At 69.7% G+C, this 15,608-nt stretch carries 11 protein-coding genes; 3 read left to right on the forward strand and 8 right to left on the reverse strand.

Going from position 1 to position 15,608, the window contains the following annotated elements; translation table 11 throughout:
• Positions 1 to 6: 6 nt before the first annotated feature.
• The 4 genes from FJM51_RS00205 to FJM51_RS00220 form a co-directional block, all read right to left on the reverse strand.
• Complete coding sequence (locus tag FJM51_RS00205) at positions 7 to 1,200, reverse strand: osmoprotectant NAGGN system M42 family peptidase (protein WP_140452088.1); 1,194 nt, start codon at positions 1,198 to 1,200, stop codon at positions 7 to 9.
• Positions 1,197 to 2,969 carry an N-acetylglutaminylglutamine synthetase gene (gene ngg, locus FJM51_RS00210; protein ID WP_233712913.1) on the reverse strand — a complete coding sequence of 591 codons (1,773 nt, stop codon included), beginning with the start codon at positions 2,967 to 2,969 and terminating at the stop codon, positions 1,197 to 1,199. The genes FJM51_RS00205 and ngg overlap by 4 nt, the downstream gene beginning before the upstream one ends.
• Entirely contained in the window at positions 2,966 to 4,747 is a 1,782-nt protein-coding gene (locus FJM51_RS00215; protein WP_140452090.1) for an N-acetylglutaminylglutamine amidotransferase, read from the reverse strand. The genes ngg and FJM51_RS00215 overlap by 4 nt, the downstream gene beginning before the upstream one ends.
• 172 nt (positions 4,748 to 4,919) lie before the next feature.
• Positions 4,920 to 6,398, reverse strand: coding sequence for a SulP family inorganic anion transporter (locus FJM51_RS00220; RefSeq protein WP_140452091.1), 1,479 nt, complete (start codon positions 6,396 to 6,398; stop codon positions 4,920 to 4,922).
• 389 nt (positions 6,399 to 6,787) lie between these two features.
• Here FJM51_RS00220 and FJM51_RS00225 point away from each other — a divergent pair, with 389 nt between their 5' ends.
• Positions 6,788 to 7,099 carry a hypothetical protein gene (locus FJM51_RS00225; protein WP_140452092.1) on the forward strand — a complete coding sequence of 104 codons (312 nt, stop codon included), beginning with the start codon at positions 6,788 to 6,790 and terminating at the stop codon, positions 7,097 to 7,099.
• Between the two features lie 8 nt (positions 7,100 to 7,107).
• Here FJM51_RS00225 and FJM51_RS00230 read toward each other — a convergent pair whose 3' ends face one another.
• The 4 genes from FJM51_RS00230 to FJM51_RS00245 form a co-directional block, all read right to left on the reverse strand.
• Positions 7,108 to 8,088 (reverse strand): formylglycine-generating enzyme family protein, encoded by a 981-nt coding sequence (locus tag FJM51_RS00230; protein ID WP_140452093.1) that lies wholly within the window; start codon positions 8,086 to 8,088, stop codon positions 7,108 to 7,110.
• Between the two features lie 102 nt (positions 8,089 to 8,190).
• Positions 8,191 to 10,350 (reverse strand): sulfatase-like hydrolase/transferase, encoded by a 2,160-nt coding sequence (locus tag FJM51_RS00235; protein ID WP_140452094.1) that lies wholly within the window; start codon positions 10,348 to 10,350, stop codon positions 8,191 to 8,193.
• A gap of 310 nt (positions 10,351 to 10,660) precedes the next feature.
• A complete protein-coding gene (locus tag FJM51_RS00240) occupies positions 10,661 to 12,316 on the reverse strand; it encodes an arylsulfatase (RefSeq protein WP_233712914.1) in 1,656 nt (551 codons plus the stop codon).
• Positions 12,317 to 12,382: 66 nt separating this feature from the next.
• Positions 12,383 to 13,360 carry an HAD family hydrolase gene (locus FJM51_RS00245; RefSeq protein ID WP_140452096.1) on the reverse strand — a complete coding sequence of 326 codons (978 nt, stop codon included), beginning with the start codon at positions 13,358 to 13,360 and terminating at the stop codon, positions 12,383 to 12,385.
• A 298-nt stretch (positions 13,361 to 13,658) separates the two neighbouring features.
• Here FJM51_RS00245 and dusA point away from each other — a divergent pair, with 298 nt between their 5' ends.
• Together dusA and FJM51_RS00255 are read left to right on the forward strand one after the other, a co-directional pair.
• Positions 13,659 to 14,735, forward strand: a complete 1,077-nt coding sequence (gene dusA, locus FJM51_RS00250) for a tRNA dihydrouridine(20/20a) synthase DusA (RefSeq protein ID WP_140452097.1) — start codon at positions 13,659 to 13,661, stop codon at positions 14,733 to 14,735.
• Positions 14,736 to 14,773: 38 nt separating this feature from the next.
• Complete coding sequence (locus FJM51_RS00255) at positions 14,774 to 15,604, forward strand: sulfite exporter TauE/SafE family protein (protein WP_140452098.1); 831 nt, start codon at positions 14,774 to 14,776, stop codon at positions 15,602 to 15,604.
• The last annotated feature ends 4 nt before the right edge of the window (positions 15,605 to 15,608 follow it).

Below are 15,608 nucleotides of genomic sequence, written 5' to 3' on the forward strand. Positions count from 1 at the left end.
GGGCTGTCAGTCCGTCTCGCCCTCGGGCGGACGCGAATCCGGGCTGAGCGCCTGGACCGCCGGCAGGGTCGGCTGCCGCGGGAAGCCGGCGAGCCCGCTGATCGGCCGCGCGTCGCGCTTGAGCTCCATGTCGCTCAGCGTGAAGACCGTGAGCAGTTCGGAGCAGGAGCGCAGCGCGTGCATGTGGATGCGCTCGTAGCCGTGGCTCGCGTCGACGCCGAAGGTGATGAGCGCGGTGCGCACATCCGCCCCCGCCTCGACCGCGCTCGCGCTGTCGGAGCGGTAGTGGCGGAACACGTCCTTGCGCCGCCGGATGTCATGCGCGTCGCAGAGCTCGACCAGCCGGCGCGTCAGGTGGAAGTCGAACGGCCCGGTCATGTCGGCCATCGCGATGGTCACGCCGAATTCGGAGGAATTCTGCCCCGGCGCCGAGGTGCCGTTGTCGACCGCGACCATCTCCGCGATGTCGGGGAGCAGGATCGAGGCCGCGCCGTGGCCGACCTCCTCCGCGATGGTGAAGAGCCAGTAGATATCGACCGGCGGCGCCTCCGCCCCCTCCTTCAGCGCCTTGAGCGCCGCCATCATGATCGCGCAGCCCGCCTTGTTGTCGAGATGGCGCGAGACGATGAAGCCGTTGTCGAGGAACTCCGGCTGCGGGTCGATCGCGACGATGTCGCCGACGTCGATCCCGAGATGGGTCAGGTCGTCGACCGAGGAGGCATAGGCGTCGACGCGAAGCTCGACATGCTCCCAGCCCACCGGCAGCGTGTCGACCTCGTCCCCGAAGGTGTGGCCGGAGGCGCGGAGCGGCAGGATCGTGCCGCGATAGGCGCCCTTCTCGGAGAAGATGATCGTGCGCGCGCCCTCGGCGAAGCGCGCCGACCAGCTGCCGATCGGCACCAGTTCCAGCCGCCCGTTCGGCTTCAGCGCCTTCACCTGCGCGCCGAGCGTGTCGAGATGGCCGACCACCGCGCGCGCGCCGTTCGCGGACTGGCCACGCAGATGCGCGCGCACCGCGCCGCGCCGCGTCAGGTCGTAGCCGACGCCGAGCTTGTCGAGCTCGCCGCAGAGATGGCGCACCGCGTTGTCGGTATAGCCGGTCGGGCTCGGCACGGCGAGCAGCCCCTCGAGCTGCTCGCGCAGATAGTCGATGTCAATCTCGAGGCGCGCGCCGGCGCGCGGGACGTCGGGTCGGTTCATCCGAGGATCCTCCGCTGGGCTGTCCGGGCCGCGGCCGGCATCGACAGCGGAAAGAGCAGGTCGATGAAGCGCTCGGCCGTCGGCTGAGGGTCGTGATTGGCGAGGCCGGGGCGCTCGTTCGCCTCGACGAAGATGTAGTCGGGGCCGCGCGGGCTCTTCACCATGAGATCGACGCCGGTCACCGGAATGTCGATCGCGCGGGCGGCGGCGATGGCGGCGTCGATCAGCGCGGGATGGGTCTCGCCGGTCACGTCGTGGATCGTGCCGCCGGTGTGCAGGTTCGCGGTGCGGCGCACGGCGACCTCCAGCCCCTCGGGGGGCACGTCGTCGAGGCCGAAACCGGCGGCGGCGAGGCAGCGTTCGGTCTCCGCGTCGAGCGGGATCCGGCTCTCGCCGCCGGTCGCCGCGGCGCGGCGGCGGCTCTGGGTCTCGATGAGCTCGCGCGCGCTCGCCCTGCCGTCGCCGACGATGCGGGCGGGCCGCCGGATCGCGGCGGCGACGACGCGGAAGTCGATCACGACGAGCCGCAGGTCCTCGCCGTCGAAACAAGCCTCCAGCAGCACCTCGTCGCAGACCTCGCGCGCGGCGGCCATCGCCTGCTCGACCTCCTCCGGCGTGGTGAGCCCGACCGAGATGCCGCGGCCCTGCTCGCCGCGCGCGGGCTTCACCACGACCGAGCCGTGCTCCGCGAGGAAGGCCGCGCGCTCCTCCGCCGCGCCGCCGGTCATCTGCGCGGGCACATTCACGCCCGCCGCCTCGACCAGCCGGCGGGTCACGCGCTTGTCGTCGCAGATCGACATGGCGACGGCGGAGGTGAATTCGGAAAGCGACTCGCGGCAGCGGACCGAGCGGCCGCCGTAGGTCAGCCGGAAGAACCCGCCCTCGGGATCGAGCAGTTCGACATGGATGCCGCGTCGGCGCGCCTCGTTCACGATGATCCGGGCATAGGGGTTGAGCCGGTCGTCCTCCGCGACGGGGCCGGCGAAGAGCTTCTCGTTGATCGGGTTCTTGCGCTTCACCGCGAAGACCGGGACGCGGCGGAAGCCGAGCTTCTCGTAGAGCGCGATCGCCTGCTCGTTGTCGTGCAGGACGGAGAGATCCATGTAGCTCGCGCCCCGCGCCGCGAGATGCTCGGCGAGCCGGCGCACCAGGCTTTCCCCGAGCCCCGCGTGCGGCGCCTGCGGCGAGACCGCGAGGCACCAGAGCGAGGAGCCGCGCTCGGGATCGTTGAAGGCGCGGGCGTGATCGACGCCCATCACCGAGCCGAGCACGTCGCCCGTCTCCGCGTCCTCGGCGACGAGCACGGTCAGCGCCCGGTCGTCGCGCCGGCTCCAGAAGAAGTCGGGCGGAACCGGCACCATGCCGCGCGCGCCGTAGATCACGTTGAGCGCCTCGGCGTCGCGCTGGGTCGAGAGGCGGCGGATGAAGAAGCCGCGCGCCTTGCGGTGCCGCGCCCGGTAGGTGCCGAGGTCGAGCCGGAAGGTGTGCGACGGGTCGAGGAAAAGCTCCTGCGGCGCGGTGGCGAGCAGCACATGCGGGTCACGGACATAGAAGGCGATGTCGCGCCGGTCGGCCTGCTCCGCCCGCAGTTCCTCCGCGAGCCGGTCGGGGCTCGCATAGGTATTGGCGAAGATGAGCCTCCCCCAGCCGCAATCGATGCTCGCATCCTCGTCGGCCGCGTTTTCGGAAGGGATCGTCGGCAGGATCCGGTCCCGGCGCAGGCGGTGCTGCTGCTCCGCCCGGCGGCGGCGCTGGTCGGGCTCCCTCACGCCGCGATCCCCTGCTTCTGCAACCACATCTCCAGGAGCGCCGCCTGCCAGAGTTCGGAGCCGCGCAGCCTGGTGATATGCGCGGTCGGATTGGCGAAGAGCGCGTCGAGCCATTCGCCCCGGAAGAGGCCGCGCTCCTTCGCCACCGGCGCGGTCAGCGCGTCGCGCACCATCTCGAGGTAAGGCCCGTCGATGTACTTGAGCGCGGGCACCGGGAAATAGCCCTTCGGCCGGTCGATCACCTCCGCCGGCACCACCTGGCGCGCCACTTCCTTCAGGATGCCCTTGCCGCCCTGCGCGAGCTTCAGTTCCGCCGGCACCCGCGCGGCGAGTTCGACCAGTTCGTGGTCGAGGAAGGGCACGCGCGCCTCGAGCCCCCAGGCCATCGTCATGTTATCGACCCGTTTCACCGGATCGTCGACCAGCATCACGTTGGTGTCGAGCCGGAGCGCCTTCTCGACCGGCGCGTCGGCGCCGGCCATCGCGAAATGCGCGCGCACGAATTCGAGGCTCTCGTCGCGGTCGGCCATGTATTCGGGCGAAAGCTGGGTCGCGAGCGTCGCATGCGGCCGGTCGAAGAAGGCCTCGGAATAATCGCTCACCGGATCGTTCGACCGCGCCAGCGCCTGATACCAGTTGTAGCCGGCGAAGACCTCGTCCGCGCCCTGTCCCGACTGCACGACCTTGATCGTCTTGGCGACCTCGCGGCTCAGCAGATAGAAGCCGATGTTGTCGTAGCTGACCATCGGCTCGGACATCGCGGCGATCGCATCGGGCAGGTGCTCGCGCATCTCCTCGGACGGGATGAAGATCTTGTGGTGGTCGGTGCCGTAGCGTCGGGCGATCAGGTCGGAATAGGTGAATTCGTCGCCCTTCTCGCCATTCGCCTCCTCGAAGCCGATCGAATAGGTGGCGAGATCCTTCTGCCCCTCCTCCGCGAGCAGGCCGACGATCAGGGAGGAATCGACGCCGCCCGAGAGCAGCACGCCCACCGGCACGTCCGCGACCATCCGGCGCCGGACCGCCGTCCGGAGCGAGTCGAGCACCCGGTCGCGCCACTCCTCCGGCGACAGCGCCAGTTCCTCCGGCGTCCGCTCGAACCGCGGGCTCCAGTAGATCACGTCGCTGGTGCGCCCGTCGGGCTCCACCGTGCGGATCGTCGCGGGCGGCAGCTTGCGCACGCCGTTGAGCAGCGTGCGCGGCGGCGGCACGACGGCGTGCCAGGTCATGTAGTGGTGCAGCGCCACGCGGTCGATCGAGGTATCGACGCCGCCCGCCGCGAGGATCGCGGGCAGGGTGGAGGCGAAGCGGAGCGTGTTGCCGACTTCCGCGTAATAGAGCGGCTTGATCCCGAACCGGTCTCGCACGAGAGAGAGCCGGCCGGTCGCGCGGTCGTGGATCGCGAAGGCGAACATGCCGAGGAGCCGGCCGACCGAGGCCGGGCCCCATTCGGCCCAGGCCTTCAGGATCACCTCCGTGTCGCCGTGCGAGGCGAAGACATGGCCCTTGCCTTCGAGCTCGGCGCGGAGTTCCCTGTAATTGTAGACGCAGCCGTTGAAGGCGATGGTGAGGCCGAGCGCGGTATCCTCGAACGGCTGGGACGAGGCCTCGCTCAGGTCGATGATCCGGAGCCGGCGATGCCCGAAGGCGACGCGTCCGCGCAGCACGACGCCGTAGCCGTCGGGGCCGCGGGGCGCCATGCAGCGGGCCATCGCCTCGATCCGTCCCGCCGACGCCGGCGCGCCGTCAAAAGTGATTTCGCCGCAGAGTCCGCACATGCGCTGCCCATCCGTTCGTATCTTTTCGCTTGAGGGGCCAAGTCTAGGCGAACGATCCCGGGGTCGCAACCTGACCGGGCCGCCGGTCGGATTGAGAACCCGGGCGCCGCGGGAGGGTTCCGCGTTCCGGCGCACCGCGGGCGCTCAGCCGCGCGGTCTCAGCCGCGCGATCTCAGCCCCCGGGGCCGAGCGCGCCGCTCAGCCGGCCGTAGAAGCTCGAACTGCGCCGGTCGAGGCCGATCAGCGTGACCTCGGTGCCATGGGCGTTGAACCGGTCGATGATCGAGTCGAGCGAGGCGACGCTCGACGCGTCCCAGATCTGCGATCCGGTCAGGTCGATCGACACGTGTTCGGGATCCTCGGCATAGGCGAAATGCTCGAAGAGGTCGTTGCTGCTGCCGAAGAAGAGCGGACCCTGCACGAGATAACGCACCGCCCCGTCCGGCCCGGCCTCGCGCTCCACGTTGATCACATGGGCGACGCGCCGGGCGAAGAGCGCCATGGCGAGCAGCACGCCGCAGCCGACGCCGATCGCGAGATTGCCCGTCGCCACCGTCAGCGCGACGGTCGAGAGCATCACCGCCGTCTCCGGCAGCGGCATCCGGCGCAGCGTCGCGGGGCGGACGCTGTGCCAGTTCACGGTCTTGACCGCGACGATCATCATCACCGCGGCGAGCGCCACGATCGGGATGCGCGCCATCACGCCCGAGAGCACCGTGACGAGCAGCAGCATCGCGACCCCGGCCACGGCGGTCGAGAGCCGGGCGCGGGCATTGCCGATCTTCACGTTGACGATGGTCTGGCCGATCATCGCGCAGCCGCCGATCCCGCCCCAGAGCCCGGCGAGGATGTTCGCGACGCCGAGCGCCCAGGATTCCTTGCCCTTGTGCGAGCGGGTGTCGGTGATCTCGTCCACCAGCTTCGCGGTTAGCAGCGTCTCGAGCAGGCCCACGAAGGCGACCGAGAGCGCGCTCGGCCAGACGATGTGGAAGGTCTGGAGGTTGAGCGGCACCACGAGTTCGGTCAGCCCGGGCAGCCCGCCCATCGAACCCTCCCCGCCCACGTTCGGCACGTCGAGCCCGCCCGCGACCGCGATGACGGTGACCGCGGCGATGGCGATGAGCGGCGCGGGGACCGCGGTCGTCAGCCGCGGCGCGGCGAGCACGATCGCGACCGTCAGCGCGAAGAGCGCGTAGACCGGAAGGCCGCCATGGACCGCGTGCGGCACCTGCGCGGCGAAGATCAGGATGCCGAGGGCGTTCACGAAGCCGATCATCACCGACCGAGGCACGAAGCGCATCAGCCGCGCGAGCCCGGCGAAGCCGAAGACGATCTGGATCGCGCCCGCGAGGAGCACGGTCGGCAGGATGTATCCCGTCCCGTGCGCCTGAACCATCGGGCCGACGACGAGCGCGATCGATCCGGCCGCCGCCGTCACCATCGCCGGCCGCCCGCCGAGCGCCGACATGACGAGGCAGAGCACGATCGAGGCGACGAGCGCCGAGGTCGGATCGACGCCGGAGATGAAGGAGAAGGAGATCACCTCGGGCACCAGCGCCAGCGCGGTGACGATGCCCGCGAGGCTTTCGCGTAGCACGAAACGCGGGCTCCAGGCGGGGAGGGGGGCGGGCGCGCCCTGAACGGTACTCATCGAGGCAGTCCTCGCACCATGCAAGCGGCTCGCGGTCGCGAACGCCGATCGAAAACGAAAAGGCCCGGACCCTTGCGGGAGCGAGGCCGATGAAATTCCCGGGTCGAACCGCGGGGGGCGGGCACGCCCCGGCGGATCCCTCCGGGCCATGCCGCGGCCTCTCCGGAGCGGAGCGGTTCCGGCATGGCCTGAAGGTGTCCCGGTCCCTTCCCACAGGAGAGGCCCCGTGTCAAAGAACGTGTCAAGGAAACCGTGAACGCCCCGGCTCCGCCGCCCCCTCCGGGCGGAAGCGACGCCGCGAACGCCCGGGCGGCGCGCGCCGCGTTGCGGCGCTTGTCTTCCGGCGGGGCGGGGCCACCTCCCCGATGGCAACGAAGGAGAAAAAGACCATGGGAAAACCGATGCGCGCCGCGTCGATCGCGCTCCTGACCGCGCTGCCCCTGCTCGCCAGCTGCGACGCGCCCGCCACGACGCCGATGGCGACGAGCCGCGGCGTCCAGGGGCCGATCGTCTCCGCCTGCAGGGCCGAGGTCGCGCGCAAGGTCGGGGTGTCGGTCGCGGAGGTGAGGCCGGTCGACGTGATCCGGACGCCGTCGGGAACCGAGGTGCGGGCGCTGGCGCCGGGCAGGAAGGCGCCCTGGGCCTGCTCGGCCAACCGCGACGGCGTGATCCTGAGCGTGCTCTATACCGGCTGGTCCTGAGGCGCGCGTCAGTCCTTGCCGGCGGCGCGGCGCCCGGGGCGGATCACGCAGCGGAAGCCCAGATGGCTCATGCCCGTGTCCACCATCTGCGCGTGGCGCGCCGCCGGGCGGTAGCGCCGGCAGTAGGAGGGCGCGCAGAGGAAGGAGCCGCCCTTCAGCACCTTGCGCGGGATCGGCGTTCCGGGCTGCGTCGGATCGTAGCTCGACAGCATCACGCCGCCCCTCGGGTTGTCGGCCGCGCAGCAGGAGGGCTTGTCCGGATTGGCCGGCGCGTGTTTCGCGCCCCACCAGTCGGAGGTCCATTCCCAGACATTGCCGCAGACCTCGTAGAGCCCGTAGCCGTTCGGCGGGAAGCTCCTGACCGGGCAGGTGCGCTCGAATCCGTCCTCGGCGAGGTTCTGCCAGGGGAAGGCGCCCTGCCAGGTGTTCGCGACATGCCGGCCGCGCGGCGCCAGCTCGTCGCCCCAGGCGAATTCGCGGCCCTCGAGCCCGCCGCGCGCCGCGTATTCCCATTCCGCCTCGGTCGGCAGCGCCTTGCCGGCCCATTTCGCATAGGCCTCGGCATCCTCGTAGGCGACATGGACCACCGGATGATCCTTGCGCCCCTTCACCGAACTGCCCGGCCCCTCGGGATGGCGCCAGCTCGTGCCGGGCACCCAGTGCCACCAGTTGCGGAAATCGCGCGTGTCGACCGGCCCCGCGGTCATCCGGAACACCAGCGCGCCGGGGGCGAGTTCCTCCGGCGAGGCCTTCGGATAGAGCGCCGGGTCGAGCGCGCGCTCGGCGACGGTGACATGGCCGGTCGCCTGGACGAAGGCGGCGAACTGGCGGTTCGTCACCGTCGTCTCGTCCATCAGGAAGGGCGCCACCTTCACCCGATGCGCCGGCGCCTCCTCCGGGTAATGGCTGTCGGAGCCCATCGTGAACGCGCCCCCCGGAATGGCCTTCATCCCGGCGGGAACGGCGGTTGAGCGGACCTGCTTGTTCATCGGGCGACCTCCTCGCCCCTGACGGGCACGGGGCATTGCGTGGCCCAAAATGCGACGCGCCCGGCCCGAAGGCAAGGCGCGTCCGCCCCGAGGGGCGCGGTGTCAGAGCACGAAATCCGGCGCGCCGTAACTGCTCGCGGTGACCGAGCCGTCCTGGATGATGATCCGGAGCTCCGGCGTCGAATCACCGTCGGTATTGCCGAGAACCTCGGTGTTTCCGCCCACGTCGACGAGCCGCAGATGCCCGGCGCCCGAGCCGCCGTACTGGAACGCCTGGTTGCCGGAAACCTGGGTGTTGGCATCGATCGCCGAGAGGTCGATCCGGTCGCCTCCGGTGGATTTCCGCGGCCCGTCGAAACCCGCGATGGTGTCGGGCGCCGTCTGGGTCGAGTCGCTCGCGGCCGTGAAGGCGAAGGTATCGGCCGCGGACCCGCCGTCGAGCGTGTCGCGGCCGGCGCCGCCCGTCAGGCGGTCGTTGGCGAAGGAGCCGCGCAGCCGGTCGTTGCCGCCCCCGCCGAGCAGGTTGTCGGCCCCGCCGAGCCCCGAGAGGACGTCGTTGCCGCCCCCGCCGGCGAGCCGGTTGCCGATGGAACTGCCGATGATCCGGTTGGCGGCGCCATTGCCGGTGAAGCTCGGCCCGTTGATCTGGATGATCTCCACATTCGCGGGAATGGCGAAATCGGCCTCCATCGCCTCGTCGCGCATCACGATCATGTCGGTGCCGCCGCCGCTCGCCTCGATGATCGTGACGGGGTCGTAGACCACGTAGGTATCGTCGCCGCCGCCGCCCGCGAGCACGTTGCTGCCCGGCCCGTTGGTCGTGATCAGGATCTCGTCCGCGCCGGTGCCGTTCGCGCGGTGGACGCCGTCGCTCATCAGATAGCCGTTCTGCGCGAGCTGGCCATCCATCAGCGCGCCGAGCGTGTCGCGGATCGCGTTGTCCGCGGCGGTCAGCCCCTCGCCGGTATCGTAATGGACGCGGTTGACATGTTCGTTCGGGTCGCGGGTGAGGTTGTAGAGTTCCTGGGTCCCGTCCGGGTAGCGCGTGTAGCGGTATTCGTCGCCCGAGGGCAGGTCGACCCGGATCGAGACCGAACCGTTCACCGTCGTCAGCGCGATGCCGCGGCCGTTCGAGGCGTTGTACCAGCTCGCATCGACATCGCCGACGATCGGCATCAGGCTGTCGCCCTGAAGCCCGAGGCGCGCGGGAAGGTCCACGCCCATCGAATCGAGCACCGTCGGGAAGATGTCGGTCAGGCTCACCACCTGATGCGCGATCTGGCCCGCCCGCTCGCCGGGTTCGACGAGGATCAGCGGCACCTGGGTCGCCTCTTTCCAGTGGGTGAACTTGCCCCACTGGTCCTTGTCGCCGAGGTGGTAGCCGTGATCGCTCCAGAGCAGGATCGAGGTGTTTCCCGCCAGCGCGGGATCGCCGCGCACCGCGCTCAGGATCTGGCCCACCTTGGCATCGGCGTAGCTGACCGCGGCGAGATAGGCGTGGATGTAGTCGACCCAGAGATCGAGATCCTCCGCCATCTGCGGCTGGTAGGGCGACGGGATCGTCATCGGCGGAACATCGAAATACTCGCCGTTGCCGGGGATGATCGTCCCGTCCCGCAGGCTCTCGGTGAGCGCGGCGCGGATCTCGGCCGGATCGTAGAGATCGAAGTAGCGCGACGGCACCCACCAGTTCAGATGCGGCTTGGTGATCCCGACGGCGAGGAAGAAGGGGTCGCTCTGGTCCCCGGCGCGGTCGAGGAAGTCGAGCGCCTGCGAGACGGTGGCGTCGTCGCGCAGATCCGTCCCGCGATAGCGGCCCGCGGCGAAGGGGCTGTCGTGGCGGACATCGTCCGAGATCACCTGCGACGAGGTTCCGCTGAAGGGAAAGCCCATGACGAATTCGTCGAACATCACCGCCTGCTGCGCGGCGCTGATCGCGGTCTCGTCGTGGAAGACCTTGCCGAAGGATCCGACATGGATCCCGGCCGCCTTCAGCACGCCGAAGAGCGTGTCGGCCGGGTTCACCCGCTCGTCCCAGGCCACGGAGTTGTCGAGCACGCCGGTCCGGCTGGGCTCCAGCCCGGACAGGACGCTGGTGCGCGAGGGATTGCAGACCGGAACCTGCGCCACGGCGCGGTCGAAGGTCGTTCCGAGCGCGGCCAGCCGGTCCATGTTCGGTGTCTCGACCAGCGGCGCGAAATGCCCCCAGTTCGTCAGCATCCGCATGTCGTCGACCGACAGCATCACGAAATTTCTGGCCATTCCATCCGTCTCCGCGAAAAAGAGGATCCGGCGCGGGCAAATCCGCGTCAAGGTCTGACTGCTGAATCGTAATCAGGTCTTCTCGATAATATTTGATATGCCCAAGTCGCGGTCCGGTCAACGGCGTCGAAATTCCCGACGCCGCGGTGTCGGGTGCCGGAAACTACTTCGGGGAGAGCGATTGTCGCATGACGCCGAATGGCCAGGATCCGCGGGCGGGCCGGCGGCGCGCCGCGCGCCCGGCCGGCACCCGCGCCTTCGCCCGCGCGCCTGGAACGTCCGGGCGCGCGGGCGTGTCGGTTCCGAGGCCTCAGTTGCCCGAGGGCAGGCCGAGGGAAACGCCGTCCTTGGAGAGCTGCTCGCGCACCCACTGGAACTTCTCGTAGTTCGAGAGGGTGATCGGGCCGGAATAGCCCTCGCTCTGCAGCTTGCGCGGCGGGTAGTCGATGTAGGTCTTCATGAGCTTCGTCACCTCGTCGTTGATGACCGGCAGGTACCAGGTCGTCTCGGTGAAGTTGTTCATGAAGATGTCGTAGCGCTCCTGCGGATCGGCGAGCAGGTCGAAGACCTGCGGCACGGTCGCCACGTAGCTCGTCGCCCCCTTCCAGCCGAGGTTCGTGTCGACCGCGAGCCCGCCGGTCTGGGCGCCGTCGTCGCCGCGCAGGTTGAAGACCGCCTTGTAGTTGCCGACGCGCGCCGCCCCGGGGGTCAGCTCGTCCTCGGTGAAGTAGAACCAGGACTTGCGTTCGGAGGGGCCGGTGCCCTCCCAGACCGGCGCCATGTCGTAGCTGTCGAAGATGATCGGCTTGCCCTCGCGATCCTCCTTCGGCAGGTCGATCCCGGCCGCGCTGGCGAAGGTCGCCATCAGGTCGAGCCCGCCGACGACCGCCGCGCTCCTCGAAGCGGGCGCGACCTTGCCCGGCCAGCGCACGATCGCCGGCACCCGGTTGCCGCCCTCGCGCACCGTGCCCTTGGTGCCGCGGAAGGGCGTGTAGCCCGCGTCCGGATAGACGTCCTGCCAGGCGCCGTTGTCCGTGGTCCAGAACACGATCGTGTTGTCGCGCTCGCCGATCTCGTCGAGCTTCTTCAAGATGTCGCCGATCCGGCTGTCGAGCTCGACCACCGAATCGGCGTATTTCGACTTGGAGATCGACTTGCCCTCGAATTCGGGCGCCGGCATGTTCGGCTGGTGCACCTTCATGAAGTTCACGTTGATGAACCAGGGCGTGTCGGGCTTCTTCGCCGCCTCGTCGAGGAATTCGAGCGCCGCCTTCTCGACATAGCCGTCGAAGAACGGAATGCCGACCACGCCTTCCTTGCCGTCGATCACGGGCGTGTCGACATACTGGCCGTTGATCTTGAAATCCTCGGTCGCGGGCTCGCCCGCCTTGCCCGAGAGCGAGCCCTTGGTGACCTTCGCGAACATCTCGCGCAGGTCCTCGGGCATCTGCGGGAACCACTTCGGATCGGCGTAGGTATAGGCGTTCAGGTGATAGAGCCCGACGTATTTCATCACGTCGTAGCCTTGGGCGTTCGGCAGCGCGTAATCCGCCTCGCCGAGATGCCACTTGCCGGTGAAATAGGTGTCGTAGCCGCCGGTCTTCAGCACCGAGGCGAGCGTCCATTCCGCCGCCGGCAGGCCGCCGCCCTGGCCCTGGAAGGCGACGGTGGTCATGCCGGAACGGTTCGGGATGCGCCCGGTCTGGATCGCCGCGCGGCCCGGCGTGCAGCTCGGCTGCGCGTAGAACGAGGTGAACATCATCCCGTCACGGGCGAGCTGGTCGATGTTCGGCGTCGGCATGCCGCGCGCCTCGCCGCCGAGATAGGGGCCGGTATCGCCATAGCCGGTGTCGTCGGAAATGATGAGCAGGATGTTCGGCTTTCCGGCGGCGGTCTGGTCCTGCGCGAGAACCGCCGTGCCGACCGCGGTCACGGCGAGGGTGGTGAGAAGAAGACTACGTGACAAAATGAAGCTCCATGGCAGCGAAAACGGGAAGGGAAGGGGCGCCCGTCGCGGCGCCCCTCGTCGGGCTCACTTCGCGCCGGTCCAGATCCGGCTCCAGTCCTTCGCCATGTCGACCACGACCCAGCCATGCGCCGGCGCCTGGTCCAGCGCCTCCGCGAGCCTGCCGACGTCGCTGTCGCGGTCATAGGCGAATTCGCGCTTCGCATCGGTGTGGTGGACGATGAGGCCGAAGCGCGGACCCTCGCCCGCCGTCGTCCATTCGAGCATCTGGAAATCGCCGTCCGAATTGCCGGCCGTGAAGATCGGGCGCTGGCCGATGTCGCTGATGATCCCGACCGGCTTTCCGGCCTTGTCGTCGAGGAAGAAGATGCCGCCCTCCTTCCAGAGCGTCGGCACGCCGTCCCTGACCTCGTAGGCGGTCTTGCCCTGGGAGCCGATCACCTGCCAGGTCGGGATGCCATAGGCCTTCTTCGAGACCGAGCGCATGAAATCGACGCCGCCGCCGGAGACGATGTAGGTCCTGAAGCCGTTGTCGCGGAGATAGCTCAGCAGTTCGACCATCGGCTGATAGGTCATTTCCGCGTAGGTGAGGCCGGTCGTCGGATGTTTCGCGCCCGTGATCCAGTCGCGGGCGCTGGCCTGGAAATCCTCGACCGAGATGTCGGAATGCGAGACGTTCAGGATCTCGACGAGCCCCTTCTCGCCGCCCGCCATCACCCCCTTCATGTCGCCCGCGTTCGCGGCCCTGAGCACGTCGTCCGTCAGGATCGAGGGATCGGCCTTCGCCTTCTCCCGCAGCTTGTCGAGCGCGTAGAGCCCCTGGAAATAGAGCGGCTTCTCGCTCCAGAGCGTGCCGTCGTTGTCGAAGACGGCGATCCGCTCCTCCTCGGGCACGAAATCGGGCGAGGCGGGATCGGTGACCTTGGTCACGAAATCGACGATCGCCGTCTCCGAGGCGGTGTCGTTCCACGAAGGCAGCGGATCGGCCAGCGCGGTGAGGGGAAACACGAGCGCGAGCGCCAGGGCGCCGGCCAGTCGGTACATGACGATGTCCTCGCTCAGCAGTCGGGCACGGATGCCGGGCGGTCCGGTGCCGGCCCGCCCGCGCGATCTTCCGGGGTAACGATGCCGCGAGTGTCGGCCATCGGCCCGGGCGGGCGATAGTTGGACCAAATACCTACCCGCCGGACCGGCGGCGCCCCGGTCCCGCCGATGCCTTGGCGGCCCCGCCGCGCCCATGTATAGCTGCGCGCCGACCCGCGCTCCCCGGGGAGTCGCGTCCTGGCGCTTCCGCCGGGGGCGCCCGGCCGATGCGCCGCCGCGAACCGATGTCGAGGGAAAGATGAGAAAATCCTTGCCGGGCCGGCTCTCCGTCGCCCCGATGATGGACTGGACGGACCGTCACTGCCGGGCCTTTCACCGGCACTTCACCCGGCGCGCGCTGCTCTATACCGAGATGGTGACGACCGGGGCGATCCTGCGGGGCCCGCGCGAGCGGCTGCTCGAACATGGCGCGGCCGAGCATCCCGTGGCGCTGCAGCTTGGCGGATCGGATCCCGCCGATCTCGCCGAGGCGACGCGGATCGGCGTCGCCGCCGGCTATGACGAGATCAACCTCAACGTCGGCTGCCCCTCCGACCGCGTGCGCTCGGGCTGTTTCGGCGCGGTGCTGATGAAGAGCCCCGGTCTCGTCGCCGACTGCGCGGCGGCGATGATCGCCGCGGCCGGGGACGTGCCGGTGACGGTGAAATGCCGGATCGGCGTCGACGAGCAGGAGCCGGAGGAGGTGCTGCCCGCCTTTCTCGAACGGATCGCCGCGGCCGGCGTCGCCTCCTTCGCCATCCACGCGCGAAAGGCCTGGCTCGAGGGGCTGAGCCCGAAGGAGAATCGCGAGATCCCGCCGCTCGACCATCCGCTGGTGCTCCGGATGAAGGCGGCCTTCCCGGACCTCACTCTCTCGATCAACGGCGGGATCACCGATCTCGGCATGGCCGAGCGGCTGCTCGCGCAGGGGATCGACGGGGTGATGATCGGCCGCGCGGCCTATCACGACCCCTCGCTGCTCGGCGCGGCCGATCGCCGGATCTTCGGCGAAGGGGAGGATGTCGCGGCCGAGACCGCGGTGCGCGCGATGCTGCCCCATATCGAGGCGGAGCGCTCGCGCGGCACGCCGCTCAACGCGATCACGCGCCACATGCTGGGCGCGTTCCAGGGCCGGCCGGGGGCGCGCGCCTGGCGGCGGCGGCTCTCGGAAGGCGCGCATCGCGCCGGGGCGGGGCCGGAACTGGTGCTGGCCGCGCTCGCCGAGATCGCCGACGCCGCGCCGGCGGCCGAAGCGGCGTCGGGGGCGGCGGCGGGGGTGGGGAACGCGCCGCGCCCGTCTCGGAATCCCTTTGATCCGGAGCGCCGGGCGGGCTAGGCCGGACAGCGCGGACCCTTCCGAACAGCGAGATTGCAATGCCCGACGCCGATCCGACGCATCTGGTCACCCTTGCCGGACTTCTGCTCGCGATCGGCGGATTGTCGGGGATCATCGCGGGAATGCTCGGCGTCGGCGGCGGCATCGTGCTGGTGCCGGCCTTCCTCTACACCTTCGACATCCTCGGCTACGCCAGCCCCTATCTGATGCAGGTCTGCCTCGCCACCTCGCTCGCCACGATCGCGGTGACCTCGGGGCGGTCGGTCCGGGGCCACATGGCCAAGGGCGCGGTCGACCGCGACATCCTGCGCGGCTGGGCGCCCTTCATCGCGCTCGGCGCGGTGATCGGCGTCGTCGTCGCGGGCGGGATGAAATCGACGGTGCTGATGCTGACCTTCGGCGTGCTCGGCACGCTGATCGGCCTCTACATCGCCTTCGGCCGGGACGACTGGCGGCTCGGCGACCACATGCCGACCCGCTGGGGGCGCTGGATCACCGGGACGGTGATCGGCTTCCTCTCGGTGCTGATGGGGATCGGCGGCGGCAGTTTCGGCGTGCCGCTGATGCGGCTCTACAACGTCCCGATCCACCGCGCGGTCGGCACGGCCTCCGGCTTCGGGATGGTGATCGCGATCCCCTCGGTGCTCGGCTTCCTGCTGAGCGGCTGGGGGCTCGGGGGGCTGCCGGCCGGGACCGTCGGCCTCGTGAACCTGCCGGCCTTCGCGATCGTGGTCGCGACGACGATGATCACGACCCCCTGGGGGGTGGCGCTCGCCCATGCGATGGATCCGAAGCCGCTGAAGCGGATCTTCGGCGGCTTCCTGATCGTCGTCGCGCTCAACATGCTGCGCAAGGCGCTGATGGGCTGAGCGC

The sequence above is a fragment of the Amaricoccus solimangrovi genome (assembly GCF_006385685.1).
Classification (GTDB): domain Bacteria; phylum Pseudomonadota; class Alphaproteobacteria; order Rhodobacterales; family Rhodobacteraceae; genus Amaricoccus; species Amaricoccus solimangrovi.

What these genes read in the sequence shown, in the direction of transcription:
- FJM51_RS00205 (WP_140452088.1), bottom strand. Translation starts at nt 1,200, where the DNA reads ATGAACCGACCCGACGTCCCGCGCGCCGGCGCGCGCCTCGAGATTGAC.
- FJM51_RS00215 (WP_140452090.1), bottom strand. Translation starts at nt 4,747, where the DNA reads ATGTGCGGACTCTGCGGCGAAATCACTTTTGACGGCGCGCCGGCGTCG.
- FJM51_RS00220 (WP_140452091.1), bottom strand. Translation starts at nt 6,398, where the DNA reads ATGAGTACCGTTCAGGGCGCGCCCGCCCCCCTCCCCGCCTGGAGCCCG.
- FJM51_RS00225 (WP_140452092.1), top strand. Translation starts at nt 6,788, where the DNA reads ATGGGAAAACCGATGCGCGCCGCGTCGATCGCGCTCCTGACCGCGCTG.
- FJM51_RS00230 (WP_140452093.1), bottom strand. Translation starts at nt 8,088, where the DNA reads ATGAACAAGCAGGTCCGCTCAACCGCCGTTCCCGCCGGGATGAAGGCC.
- FJM51_RS00235 (WP_140452094.1), bottom strand. Translation starts at nt 10,350, where the DNA reads ATGGCCAGAAATTTCGTGATGCTGTCGGTCGACGACATGCGGATGCTG.
- FJM51_RS00245 (WP_140452096.1), bottom strand. Translation starts at nt 13,360, where the DNA reads ATGTACCGACTGGCCGGCGCCCTGGCGCTCGCGCTCGTGTTTCCCCTC.
- dusA (WP_140452097.1), top strand. Translation starts at nt 13,659, where the DNA reads ATGAGAAAATCCTTGCCGGGCCGGCTCTCCGTCGCCCCGATGATGGAC.
- FJM51_RS00255 (WP_140452098.1), top strand. Translation starts at nt 14,774, where the DNA reads ATGCCCGACGCCGATCCGACGCATCTGGTCACCCTTGCCGGACTTCTG.